General features: G+C 70.5%; 10 protein-coding genes and 2 tRNA genes. 8 read left to right on the plus strand and 4 right to left on the minus strand.

Annotated elements, in window-relative coordinates:
• Positions 1 to 7: 7 nt before the first annotated feature.
• Positions 8 to 1,153 carry a PP2C family protein-serine/threonine phosphatase gene (locus ADL22_RS07185; protein WP_066974873.1) on the plus strand — a complete coding sequence of 382 codons (1,146 nt, stop codon included), beginning with the start codon at positions 8 to 10 and terminating at the stop codon, positions 1,151 to 1,153.
• Positions 1,154 to 1,519: 366 nt separating this feature from the next.
• Positions 1,520 to 1,714, plus strand: a complete 195-nt coding sequence (locus tag ADL22_RS07190; protein WP_066974875.1) for a hypothetical protein — start codon at positions 1,520 to 1,522, stop codon at positions 1,712 to 1,714.
• A gap of 21 nt (positions 1,715 to 1,735) precedes the next feature.
• On the opposite strand, the gene ADL22_RS07195 is transcribed toward ADL22_RS07190, so the two are convergent.
• Together ADL22_RS07195 and ADL22_RS07200 are read right to left on the minus strand one after the other, a co-directional pair.
• Positions 1,736 to 2,116 (minus strand): arsenate reductase family protein, encoded by a 381-nt coding sequence (locus tag ADL22_RS07195; RefSeq protein ID WP_066974877.1) that lies wholly within the window; start codon positions 2,114 to 2,116, stop codon positions 1,736 to 1,738.
• Positions 2,117 to 2,230: 114 nt separating this feature from the next.
• Positions 2,231 to 2,301: transfer RNA gene (locus tag ADL22_RS07200), tRNA-Gly, on the minus strand.
• 181 nt (positions 2,302 to 2,482) lie between these two features.
• Here ADL22_RS07200 and ADL22_RS07205 point away from each other — a divergent pair.
• The 5 genes from ADL22_RS07205 to clpX all read left to right on the plus strand — a co-directional run bounded on the left by ADL22_RS07205 (position 2,483) and on the right by clpX (position 7,283).
• A tRNA-Pro gene (locus tag ADL22_RS07205) sits at positions 2,483 to 2,559 on the plus strand.
• A 232-nt stretch (positions 2,560 to 2,791) separates the two neighbouring features.
• On the plus strand, positions 2,792 to 4,183 hold the full coding sequence (tig, locus tag ADL22_RS07210) for a trigger factor (RefSeq protein ID WP_066974879.1): 1,392 nt from the start codon (positions 2,792 to 2,794) through the stop codon (positions 4,181 to 4,183).
• Between the two features lie 290 nt (positions 4,184 to 4,473).
• On the plus strand, positions 4,474 to 5,076 hold the full coding sequence (locus tag ADL22_RS07215) for an ATP-dependent Clp protease proteolytic subunit (RefSeq protein WP_107116239.1): 603 nt from the start codon (positions 4,474 to 4,476) through the stop codon (positions 5,074 to 5,076).
• 65 nt (positions 5,077 to 5,141) lie between these two features.
• Complete coding sequence (locus tag ADL22_RS07220; protein WP_066974951.1) at positions 5,142 to 5,816, plus strand: ATP-dependent Clp protease proteolytic subunit; 675 nt, start codon at positions 5,142 to 5,144, stop codon at positions 5,814 to 5,816.
• 183 nt (positions 5,817 to 5,999) lie between these two features.
• Positions 6,000 to 7,283: an ATP-dependent Clp protease ATP-binding subunit ClpX gene (gene clpX / locus ADL22_RS07225; RefSeq protein WP_066974882.1), complete on the plus strand. Its 1,284-nt coding sequence runs from the start codon at positions 6,000 to 6,002 to the stop codon at positions 7,281 to 7,283.
• A gap of 72 nt (positions 7,284 to 7,355) precedes the next feature.
• On the opposite strand, the gene ADL22_RS07230 is transcribed toward clpX, so the two are convergent.
• Entirely contained in the window at positions 7,356 to 8,333 is a 978-nt protein-coding gene (locus ADL22_RS07230; protein ID WP_066974885.1) for a hypothetical protein, read from the minus strand.
• Positions 8,334 to 8,501: 168 nt separating this feature from the next.
• On the opposite strand from ADL22_RS07230, the gene ADL22_RS07235 reads away from it, so the two are divergent.
• Complete coding sequence (locus ADL22_RS07235; protein ID WP_066974887.1) at positions 8,502 to 11,150, plus strand: valine--tRNA ligase; 2,649 nt, start codon at positions 8,502 to 8,504, stop codon at positions 11,148 to 11,150.
• Here the strand turns inward: ADL22_RS07235 and ADL22_RS07240 are convergent.
• On the minus strand, positions 11,116 to 12,318 hold the full coding sequence (locus ADL22_RS07240; RefSeq protein ID WP_066974889.1) for a hypothetical protein: 1,203 nt from the start codon (positions 12,316 to 12,318) through the stop codon (positions 11,116 to 11,118). The genes ADL22_RS07235 and ADL22_RS07240 overlap by 35 nt on opposite strands.
• Between the last annotated feature and the right edge of the window lie 66 nt (positions 12,319 to 12,384).

Consider the following 12,384-nt stretch of genomic DNA (forward strand, 5'->3'; position numbering starts at 1 on the left):
CAGAGCAATGACACGCGGCGCGGGAGCGGAATCCTTCAGGGCCCGGACGCACAAGCGTCTGCACCGGGTCCGCGTCGCCATGCGCAAGGCCGGCGTCGACTACTTCCGCGGCGACGGCTCCGACTGGCTCGCACTGGCCGTGCTGCTCGCCGCCGTCCCCGCCATCGCCGGCGGCACCCTCTGGCACCCCCAGTGGATCGCGCCGGCCGCGCTGGCCCTCCCGATCTTCGCCGGCGGCCTGCTGCTGCGCCCGGCCAACCTCCTCGTCCTGTACGCCGCCTCGGCCGCCGCCCTGATCGTCGAGGCCGCGCTGTTCGGCCCGTACGACGAGGGTCCGGACCGGATCACCCCGGGCACGGTCCTGGTGGTCGCCGCGGTCGGCCTGTCCGGGCTGCTGGTCGCGCAGTTCCGCAGCCGGGTCGGGGTGCCCTGGCGACGCGGCGGCACGATGCTCTTCGACCTGCGCGAACGCATCCGGGTGCAGAGCAAGCTGCCCGAACTCCCGGCCGGCTGGCACCGCGAGATGGCGCTCCGCCCGGCCGGCGGCCAGTCCTTCTCCGGCGACTTCGTGGTGGCCTCCCGCACCCAGGGCGGCAACATCCTGGAGGTCGTCCTCACCGACGTCTCCGGCAAGGGCATGGACGCCGCCTCCCGCGCCCTGCTGCTCTCCGGCGCCTTCGGCGGCCTGCTCGGCTCGCTGCCGCCGCACGGCTTCCTGCCCGCCGCCAACGGCTATCTGCTGCGCCAGGACTGGCAGGAGGGCTTCGCCACCTCCGTCCACCTCGTCCTGGACCTGGAGTCCGGCGACTACGAGCTGTTCTCCGCCGGCCATCTGCCCGCCCTCCAGCTCAGCGCCGGCACCGGCCGCTGGGAGGAGAAGGCGGGGGAGGGGCCGCTGCTCGGGGTCTACGACGGCGCGCAGTTCGACCCGGTCAAGGGCACGCTGCGCCCCGGCGACGTGCTGATGCTGTTCACCGACGGCCTGGTGGAGGCCGCCGACCGGGACATCGCCGAGGGCATCGACCGGCTGACCGGCGAGGCCGAGCGCTATGTCCACACCGGCTTCACCGGCGCCGCCTGGCATCTGATCGAGGCCGTCGCCAAGGACGTCAACGACGACCGCGCGCTGCTGCTGATCTCCCGCGACGGCTGACGGCGCACGGGCCGACCGCCGCGGGGGCCGCCGCCCGGCCGCCCGGCACGCGGATCGGACATTCCCCGCCGGCGCCCCGGCCAAGACCCCGTCAAGAAACGGTCAACGATTACTTTGCCGAAGCACTGGCCGGTGACCGTTGTAGGGCGGTGCGTGAGGTTTTGCGGACCGGCCCACCCCGCTCCCCGGGCCCGCCGGACCGTCCGGAAGGGGTCTGTTGCGAACGTCTGCAAACGAGCAAAGCGTTGGCCGATGATTCGTCACCCGCCTGCGGTGGGCAGGGAGTTGATGGCACGATGGGTGCCGGGGGTGTGCGCGGCATGCCCCAGGGCCGGTGAGGCGTTCCGACCGAGGGTGTGATCAGTTGTGGCTCTGTCGCTGTCCGTTGTGCTGATGTTGGGCATCATCCTGATCGTCCTGATCAGACAGAAGGCGATCAAGGCCGGCCCGGCGCTGGTCGCCATACTCTTCGGCTTCTTCCTCGCCTCCACGGGCATGGCGCCGGCGATCAACCGCTTCCTGAACTCCATCGCCCAGACCATCAACCACATCACCTTCTAGGTCCGGGTCCGCGGGCCGGACTCAGGGGGTCCGTCCACCCCCGGTCCGCGCCAGCGCGTCGCGGACGGCCTCCTCGCTGCGCCCCACCAGCGCCGAGCCGTCGTCCGCGGTGATGATCGGCCGCTGGATCAGCCGCGGATGGGCGGCCAGCGCCTCGATCCACCGCTCCCGCTCGGCGTCGCCGCGCCCCCACGCCCCCATGCCCAGCGCCTTCGCCTCGGGCTCCTGGGTCCGGGTGATGTCCCACGGCTCCAGGCCCAGCCGCCCCAGCACCGCGCGCAGTTCGGCGGCGGTCGGCGGCTCCTCCAGATACTTCCGCACGGTGTACCGCGCGCCCTCGGCGTCCAGGATGCCCACCGCGGCCCGGCACTTGGAGCACGCGGGATTGATCCAGATCTCCATGCCGCCACCCTAGAGACTCCGGTACGCCGAAGAGAAGCGGTCGTACGCACCCCACGGCAAGCGCCGGAAAACGGGGAAAGCCCCGGACCGATGGCCCGGGGCTTTCCCGCGACGAGCGGGCGACGGGAATCGAACCCGCGTAGCCAGTTTGGAAGACTGGGGCTCTACCATTGAGCTACGCCCGCGTGCGCCGCGGTCGGCGGGACCCCGGCACGCAGAGCATCGTAGCGGGTGAAGCCCCTCCGCCGCACACCGCGTCGCGCCCCGGATCACTCACCGCCCCGCGCGCGGACCGCGCACCGCATCACGCTCCCGATAACGGGCAGCCGTACGGTCCGCGGGCATGTACCCTACGTGTCGCACCGACGGGGTGTGGCGCAGCTTGGTAGCGCGTCCGCTTTGGGAGCGGAAGGTCGTCGGTTCGAATCCGGCCACCCCGACCAGTCCAGGCATCCGTCCCGCCGCACGCCGTACGGCCGAAAGCGGGCAGCCACCGGCACAAACCGGTACAAGAGGCCCTTCAAGATCGCGTTGTCGGTGCCCTCCTCCTTGCGGTTACTATGCAATCTGCGTGCCCGTATGCCTTCGCACCGGGCGCGATCGGCCGGACCGGGACATGCCGGAGCCGGCGGATCTCAAGGCAAAACCCCAAAGTCAGCCCAAGGAGACCGAACCGTGAAGAGCGCCGTGGAGACCCTGAACCCGACCCGGGTTCGGCTCACTGTCGAGGTGCCCTTCGAGGAGCTCAAGGACAGCCTCGACGCGGCGTACAAGAAGATCAACCAGCAGGTCACGGTGAAGGGCTTCCGCCGCGGCAAGATCCCGGCGCGCGTCATCGACCAGCGGTTCGGCCGCGGCGCCGTGCTGGAGGAGGCCGTCAACGACGCGCTCCCGAAGTTCTACACCGAGGCGGTCAACGAGGCCGAGCTGAACGTCCTCGGCCAGCCCGAGGTCGACATCACCGAGCTCAAGGACAACGAGCTGCTCGCCTTCACGGCCGAGGTCGACATCCGCCCGGCCCTGGAGATCCCGGACTACTCCGGCATCGAGGTCGAGGTCGACGCCGTCGAGGTGTCCGACGAGGACGTCGAGAAGTCCGTGGAGCAGCTGCGCGAGCGCTTCGCCTCCACCACCCCGGTCGAGCGCGCCGCCCAGGACGGCGACGTGGTCACCGTGGACCTGGAGGCCAAGGTCGACGGCGAGGTGCTGGCCGACGGCGTCGCCCAGGGCGTCAGCTACACCATCGGCTCCGGTGAGCTCCTCGACGGCATCGACGAGGCCGTCAAGGGCCTGGAGGCCGGCGGCAGCGCCACCTTCACCTCCGAGCTCAAGGGCGGCTCCGCCCAGGGCAAGGAGGCCGAGGTCAAGGTCGACGTCACCGAGGTCAAGGTCCGCGAACTCCCCGAGCTGGACGACGAGTTCGCCCAGATGGCCAGCGAGTTCGACACCCTCGAGGAGCTCAAGGCCGACAGCCGCAAGCGCCTGGAGCGGATGAAGAAGTTCGACCAGGCCACCCAGGCGCAGGAGAAGGTCCTGGAGGCGCTGCTCGGCCTGATCGAGGTCCCGATCCCCGAGAAGCTGCTCGAGGACGAGATCCGCACCCGCAAGCACAACCTCGAGCACCACCAGCTCGGCCAGATGGGCCTCGACCTCGCGAAGTACCTGGAGATCCAGGGCAAGACCGAGGAAGAGTTCGACGCCGAGACCAAGGAGCAGGCGGAGAAGGGCATCAAGACCCAGTTCGTCCTGGACGAGCTGGTCAACAAGGAGAAGCTGAACGTCAGCCAGGAGGAGCTCACCGAGCACCTCATGCGGCGCGCCCAGTCCTCCGGCATGTCCCCCGACCAGTTCGCCCAGGCCGTGGTCGAGGGCGGCCAGGTGCCGATGCTGGTGGGCGAGGTCGCCCGCGGCAAGGCCCTCGCGGTGGTCGTCGAGGCCGCGACCGTGAAGGACACCAACGGCCAGGTCGTGGACCTGGACGACGAGGAGGAGGCGGAGGCCGCCGAGGCCGCCGCCGGGACCGAGGGTGCCGAGGCCGGCGAGCAGGCGGAGAAGTCCGAGGGCTGATACGCCCCCGGCGGCTTCGCCGACCGGCTGATCACGGGCCCGAACGCGCACGTCCGCGTGTTCGGGCCCGTGTGTCGTCCCGGTCCGTGAGCCTGCGCTCACAGCGAACAGTTCTCGCTCCGGGATGGCGCCCGCCGACCAGCGCGTTAGGGTCCGTAGATACGAGGGCAGGGGAGTCTCGGAAAGTACGCCGGGCGCATGGCGCGGCTCCGGTCCCCGGCCCCAGAAGACGACGCTGAAGACGGCCCCGAGCCGTCCGACAACGAGCAGGTGGACACGTGACGATCCCGATGCCTTCCGCCGCCGCTGAGCCTGCCTACGGTGGCCTCGGCGACCAGGTCTACAACCGGCTGCTCGGCGAGCGGATCATCTTCCTCGGCCAGCCGGTCGACGACGACATCGCCAACCGCATCACGGCGCAGCTGCTTCTCCTCGCCGCGGACCCCGACAAGGACATCTACCTCTACATCAACTCCCCGGGCGGTTCCGTCACGGCGGGCATGGCGATCTACGACACCATGCAGTACATCAAGAACGACGTGGTGACCATCGCCATGGGCCTCGCCGCCTCGATGGGCCAGTTCCTGCTGAGCGCCGGCACCCCGGGCAAGCGCTTCGCGCTGCCGAACGCGGAGATCCTCATCCACCAGCCCTCGGCGGGCCTGGCCGGTTCGGCCTCGGACATCAAGATCCACGCCGAGCAGCTGCTGCGGACGAAGAAGCGCCTCGGCGAGCTCTCCGCCCTGCACACCGGCCAGACGCTGGAGCAGTGGACCCGGGACGCCGACCGCGACCGCTGGTTCTCCGCCGAGGAGGCCAAGGAATACGGCCTCATCGACGACGTCATGCCCTCCGCCGCCGGCGTTCCGGGCGGGGGCGGCACCGGGGCCTGAGCTCCCGGCCCACGCCCCGCAGTCGACCCCCAGCCCACTCCGCCACCAGGACGGTGAACTTCCAGATGAACAACTACCCCGGAAGCGGTCTGTACGAGCGGCCGCAGGCCGAGTTCTCCGGCATGCCCGCCGAAGCCCGCTACATCGTTCCGCGCTTCGTCGAGCGCACCTCGCAGGGCGTGCGCGAGTACGACCCGTACGCGAAGCTCTTCGAGGAGCGGGTGATCTTCCTCGGGGTGCAGATCGACGACGCGTCGGCCAACGACGTCATGGCGCAGCTGCTGTGCCTGGAGTCGATGGACCCGGACCGCGACATCTCGGTCTACATCAACAGCCCCGGCGGCTCCTTCACGGCCCTGACGGCGATCTACGACACGATGCAGTTCGTCAAGCCCGACATCCAGACGGTCTGCATGGGCCAGGCGGCCTCCGCCGCGGCCGTGCTGCTGGCGGCCGGCACCCCGGGCAAGCGGATGGCGCTGCCCAACGCCCGGGTCCTGATCCACCAGCCGTACAGCGAGACCGGCCGCGGCCAGGTCTCCGACCTGGAGATCGCCGCCCGCGAGATCCAGCGGATGCGCGTCCAGCTGGAGGAGATGCTGGCCAAGCACTCCTCCACCCCGATCGAGAAGATCCGCGAGGACATCGAGCGGGACAAGATCCTGACCGCCGAGGAGTCCCTGGCGTACGGTCTGGTCGACCAGATCGTGTCCACCCGGAAGTCCTCCGTCTCCGTCTGACCGCGTTCTTCCCGCGAACTTCTCGCGGACTGCGCGAAATGCGCCGGAGTGTTGCCCCCTTGGACCGAGTGAACCGAGTCGGTCCAAGGGGGGCCCGTACGGGGGGCCCGGCAAGGTACCGTCGATAGGCAAGCACCCGGGTCCGCGGAGCAATGCGGATCCCAGGCGAAGGGGATTCACCTCGTGGCACGCATCGGTGACGGCGGCGACCTGCTCAAGTGCTCGTTCTGCGGAAAGAGCCAGAAGCAGGTGAAGAAGCTCATCGCGGGACCTGGTGTGTACATCTGCGACGAGTGCATCGACCTCTGCAACGAGATCATCGAGGAAGAGCTCGCCGAGACCTCCGAGGTGCGCTGGGAGGAACTCCCCAAGCCGCGCGAGATCTACGAGTTCCTCAACGGCTACGTCGTCGGCCAGGAGCCCGCCAAGAAGGCGCTCTCGGTGGCCGTCTACAACCACTACAAGCGCGTCCAGGCGGGCGAGAACGGCCCCGGCCGCGGCGACGAGGGCATCGAGCTGGCGAAGTCCAACATCCTGCTGCTCGGCCCCACCGGCTCCGGCAAGACGCTGCTCGCCCAGACCCTCGCCCGGATGCTCAACGTCCCCTTCGCCTTCGCCGACGCCACCGCGCTCACCGAGGCCGGCTACGTCGGCGAGGACGTCGAGAACATCCTGCTGAAGCTGATCCAGGCCGCGGACTTCGACATCAAGAAGGCCGAGACCGGCATCATCTACATCGACGAGATCGACAAGGTCGCCCGGAAGAGCGAAAATCCGTCGATCACCCGGGACGTCTCCGGCGAGGGCGTCCAGCAGGCGCTGCTGAAGATCCTGGAGGGCACCACCGCCTCCGTGCCGCCGCAGGGCGGCCGCAAGCACCCCCACCAGGAATTCATCCAGATCGACACCACCAACGTCCTCTTCATCGTCGGCGGCGCCTTCGCCGGCCTGGAGAAGATCATCGAGGCCCGGTCCGGCGCCAAGGGCATCGGCTTCGGCGCCACCATCCGCTCCAAGCGCGAGATCGACGCCAAGGACCAGCTCCAGGACGTGATGCCGGAGGACCTGGTGAAGTTCGGGATGATCCCGGAGTTCATCGGCCGCCTGCCGGTCCTGACCTCGGTCCACAACCTCGACCGCGAGGCGCTCCTCCAGATCCTGGTCGAGCCCCGCAACGCCCTGGTCAAGCAGTACCAGCGGCTCTTCGAACTCGACGGCGTGGAGCTGGACTTCGACCGCCCGGCCCTGGAGGCCATCGCCGACCAGGCCATCCTGCGCGGCACCGGCGCCCGCGGTCTGCGCGCCATCATGGAGGAGGTCCTCCAGGCGGTGATGTACGAGATCCCGTCCCGCAAGGACGTCGCCCGCGTGGTCATCACCGCCGACGTGGTCCGCTCCAACGTCAACCCGACGCTGGTCCCGCGCACCCGCGGCGACTCCGGCGAACCGCACGAGAAGAGCGCCTGACCGCGCCCCGCCCGCCCAACCCGACCGCCCGGCAGCGCCGTTGCTGCCGGGCGGTCGCGTACGCGGTCGCGGTTACTTCTCCTTGCGGACCTCGTTGCGGACCTTGGCGGTGGTCTGGGAGAGCTGTTCGGCGCCGGGGGTGGTGGCGCCGCCGCCGGGGCCCGGTGCCGCGATCTCCTGCACCACGCCGATGGCGCTGTTGTCGCCCCAGATGCAGGTGGAGGCGGTGACCGGTACGGTCACCCCGCCCTGGGCGACCTCGATCTTCTGGGTGCGGCACTTCATCACGTCGCCGTCGAAGCCGTCCGGCGAGTACGCGGTGACCGGCGTGACGTCCTCGATCTTGGCGCCGTGGGTGGACTTCTTGGTGTTCTCGTCGATCTTGGCGAACATCTGGGTCACGGTGCCCTGCGGGTCGCCGACCTTTCCGTAGACGCCGACCACCTGGAGCAGCATCCCGCTGTCGTTCTTGTAGTTGCCCAGGACGCCCTTGCTCTCGGTGATGCCGAGCGCCTTGGCCTCCTTGTCGTTGGAGAAGTCCTCGGCACCGGTGCCGCCGGCGCCGCCGGGCTTCTCGACCTTGCTGAACTGCCCGCTGAGCAGCTTGTCCGGCAGGACCATGGTGTACGGCTTGACCTGGCCGCCGGAGCCGAAGACGAAGTACGCGCCGACGCCGATGGCCGCGACCACCGCGACCGCGCCGATGATCAGGCCGATCTTCTTGCCGTTGCCGCCGCCGGTCTCCGGGTCGCCCTGCGGGATCGTCCCGTAGGGGGTCTGCTGGCCGCCGTACGGGGCCTGCTGGCCGTACGGGTCCGGCTGCTGGGGCTGGCCGTAGGGCGCCTGCGCCTGCTGCGGGAACTGCGCTTGCGGGTACTGCGGCTGGGGTGCCTGCTGGGGGTAGCCGTAGCCCTGCTGCGGAGGGACCTGGCCGCCCTGCGGCGGATAGCCGTAGCCGGGCTGCGGGGCGGGCGGCTGCGGCTGGCCGTAGGGGCCCGGCTGCGGGGGCTGCTGCCCGTACGGGCCCGGCGGCGGCTGGTTGAAGCTCATGGAGCGGTTCCCCTCGTGACTGCGGTGGCGCCGGGATGCCGGGCGGCACCCGGGCGCCGGGCGTGATGTGATGCGCTCCCGCCATCCTGTACGACGCCGCCGGCGGCCGGAGCCCCGGGGCCGAAACCGATTCGAAGCCGCGACATCCCCGCCCGTACACTGTCGGTCGTGACCGAGAACACTCAGCAGCCCAAGCACAGCGCCCCCGAACTGCCGACTCAGTACACGCCGGCCGATGTAGAGGGGCCGCTGTACGAGCGCTGGGTAGAGCGGGGCTACTTCGAGGCGGACGAGAAGAGCGAGAAGCCGCCGTACACCATCGTCATCCCCCCGCCGAACGTCACCGGAAGCCTCCACCTGGGCCACGCCTTCGAGCACACGCTGATCGACGCCCTGACCCGCCGCAAGCGGATGCAGGGCTACGAGACGCTGTGGCAGCCGGGCATGGACCACGCCGGTATCGCCACCCAGAACGTCGTCGAGCGCGAGCTGGCCAAGGAGGGCGTCTCCCGCCACGACCTCGGCCGGGAGAAGTTCGTCGAGCGGGTCTGGCAGTGGAAGAAGGAGTCCGGCGGCCAGATCTCCGGGCAGATGCGGCGCCTCGGCGACGGCGTCGCCTGGTCCCGTGAGCGCTTCACGATGGACGAGGGCCTGTCCAAGGCCGTCCAGACCATCTTCAAGCGGCTCTACGACGACGAGCTGATCTACCGCGCCGAGCGGATCATCAACTGGTGCCCGCGCTGCCTGACCGCCATCTCCGACATCGAGGTGGAGTACCAGGACGACGACGGCGAGCTGGTCTCCATCCGCTACGGCGACGGCGACGCCTCGATCGTGGTGGCGACGACCCGCGCCGAGACGATGCTGGGCGACACCGCCGTCGCCGTCCACCCGGACGACGAGCGGTACGCGCACCTGGTCGGCACCGAGATCGAGCTGCCGCTGACCGGCCGCCGCATCCCGGTCGTCGCCGACGAGCACGTCGACCCGGAGTTCGGCACCGGCGCCGTCAAGGTCACCCCCGCCCACGACCCCAACGACTTCGAGATCGGCCGCCGCCACGACCTGGCGAGCCTGGCCGTCCTGGACGAGCGCGGCGTGATCACCGCGCACGGCCCGTTCCAGGGGCTGGACCGCTTCGAGGCCCGGTCGGCGATCGTCGGCGCGCTGCGCGCCGAGGGCCGGATCGTCGCCGAGAAGCGCCCGTACACCCACTCCGTCGGGCACTGCTCGCGCTGCAAGACCACCATCGAGCCGCGGCTGTCGATGCAGTGGTGGGTCAAGGTCGGCCCGCTGGCCAAGGCGGCCGGCGACGCGGTCCGCGACGGCAAGGTCGCCATCCACCCCAAGGAGATGGAGTCCCGCTACTTCGGCTGGGTCGACAACCTCCACGACTGGTGCATCTCGCGCCAGCTGTGGTGGGGCCACCGCATCCCGGTCTGGTACGGCCCGGAGGGCGAGGTCGTCTGCGTCGGCCCGGACGAGGAGCCGCCGGGCGGCGAGGGCTGGCACCAGGACACCGACGTCCTCGACACGTGGTTCTCGTCCGGCCTGTGGCCGTTCTCCACCCTCGGCTGGCCCGAGCACACCCCGAGCGTCGAGAAGTTCTACCCGAACTCCGTCCTGGTCACCGGCTACGACATCCTCTTCTTCTGGGTCGCCCGGATGATGATGTTCGGCCTCTACGCGATGGACGGCACCCCGCCGTTCCACACCATCGCGCTGCACGGCATGGTCCGCGACCAGTTCGGCAAGAAGATGTCGAAGTCCTTCGGCAACGCGGTCAACCCGCTCGACTGGATGGACACCTACGGCTCCGACGCGGTCCGCTTCACCCTGGCCCGCGGCGCCAACCCCGGTGTCGACGTCCCGATCGGCGAGGACTGGGTCCAGGGCTCCCGCAACTTCGCCAACAAGATCTGGAACGCCACCCGCTTCGCGCTGATGAACGGCGCGACGGTGGACGGCGGCCTCCCGGCGGCCGATCAGCTGTCGGCGGCCGACCGCTGGATCCTCTCCCGGCTGAACGCGGTCGTCGCCGAGGTCGACGCGTACTACGACGACTACCAGTTCGCCAAGCTGTCGGACACCCTCTTCCACTTCGCCTGGGACGAGGTCTTCGACTGGTACGTGGAGCTGTCCAAGACCACCTTCCAGGCCGGCGGCCCGGCCGCGGACGCCTCGCGCCGGGTCCTCGGCGAGGTCCTCGACGTCACGCTGCGGCTGCTGCACCCGGTCGTCCCGTTCGTCACCGAGGCGCTGTGGACGGCGCTGACCGGCGGCGAGTCGATCGTTATCGCGCAGTGGCCGACCGCGGTGTCCGTTCCCGGTGCCGACGCGCCGGGCGGTTTCCGGGACGCGGCGGCCGAGCGGGAGATCGAGACCGTCCAGCAGGTCGTCACCGAGGTCCGCCGGTTCCGCTCCGACCAGGGCCTCCAGCCCGGTCAGAAGGTCCCGGCGCGGCTGGAGCTGGCCGGTACGCCGCTGGCGCCGCACGAGACCGCGATGCGGTCGCTGCTGCGCCTGACGCCGGCCGGTGAGGACTTCACCGCCACCGCGTCCCTGCCGGTCGCCGGCGCCACCGTCGCACTGGACCTCTCCGGCGCGATCGACGTCGAGGCGGAGCGCAAGCGGCTGGCGAAGGACCTGGCGGCGGCCGAGAAGGAGCTGGCGCAGACCACCGCCAAGCTCGGCAACGAGGCGTTCCTCGCCAAGGCCCCCGAGCAGGTCAAGGAGAAGATCCGGACCCGCAAGGCGGCCGCCGAGGCCGATATCGAGCGGATCAGCGCGCAGCTGGCGGCTCTGCCCACGGCATAGCCGGCGGCTCCGGCCAGGCGCCGGACCCCGCGGACCCCACCGCAGGCCCCTCGTCCGTACGGGCGGGGGGCCTGCGGCGTCCCCGGCGGCCGCCGCGGTCGCCGCGCTCCCGCACCGGCCACAGCAGCACGTACGCGGTGGAGGCGGCGACGAACGCCAGCCGGATCAGGCCCCGCGCGGAGTCGTCCGGGACGGCGAAGACACTGCCGTAGAGGACCAGCAGCGCCAGCCAGCTCCACCAGGGCACCAGGCGGCGCTGGCCGATGACGTCCCACAGCAGCGTGCCCAGCAGCACCGACGCGGTGTAGTAGGTGTAGACGCTGGGGTCCAGCACGATCCGGGCGTTGGCGCCGAGCAGCACCACCGCGGCCCAGCGGCCCCGCCAGACGGCTATCCCGCCCAGCAGCAGGCCGAGCGCGAACTGCGCGGGCCGGTCCCAGCCGGGGGTCTCCGGATCGTCGATGCCCAGCCAGCGCAGCGCGGACGCCGGGTGGTTGGGGATGGCGAACTTGGCGGCGGCGAAGGACTGGCTGTCGCTGAGGAAGAACGGCAGCCAGGCGACCGCGACCAGCCCCGCGCACCACAGCCCGGCCTTGAGCCACTGGTGCCGGGGGAGCGCCAGCAGCAGCGGGACGAAGGCCAGCGCGGTCGGTTTGGAGTCCATCGCCAGGGCCAGGAACGCGCCGGTCAGCGCGGCGTTCCTGCGGGTCACCGCGCGCACCGCGAGGGTGGTGAAGAACAGCGCCAGGACGTCGTCGAGGTGCCCGAAGCGCACCGCGACCTCGATCCACATCGGGATGAACGCCAGGCCGGCGATCAGCACCCGCTGGCGCAGCCGCTGGTGGTTGGTGCCGGTGCCCAGGAAGTGGTGGGCCGCGCTGCGGCCGGCCAGCACCAGGATGACCAGGCCCAGCGCGGACATCAGCGCCGCGGCGAGGAACTGGCCGGTCTGCTCCGGGAAGGGGTTGAACAGCCCGGCGGTCAGGAAGCTGACCGGGCCCATCTGGAGCTCGGGGTGGTGCGCGTAGAGGTTGAGGCCGCCGGTGCCGCCCCCGCCCTGGTAGATGAGCTCCCCGCCGGTGCGGAGGTAGTGCCAGGAGAACCCGCCGTGCGGTTCGACGACCGCGAACCACAGCACGGTCCAGGCGGTGAGCAGCACCAAGTGCATCCGCTGACTGATTGCCGGCACCCCTGATCAGCTCCTGCTTTCCCGACGTGTGCGGTGTTGTCCGTC

The sequence above is a fragment of the Streptomyces sp. NRRL F-4489 genome (genome assembly GCF_001509485.1).
Lineage (GTDB): Bacteria > Actinomycetota > Actinomycetes > Streptomycetales > Streptomycetaceae > Streptomyces.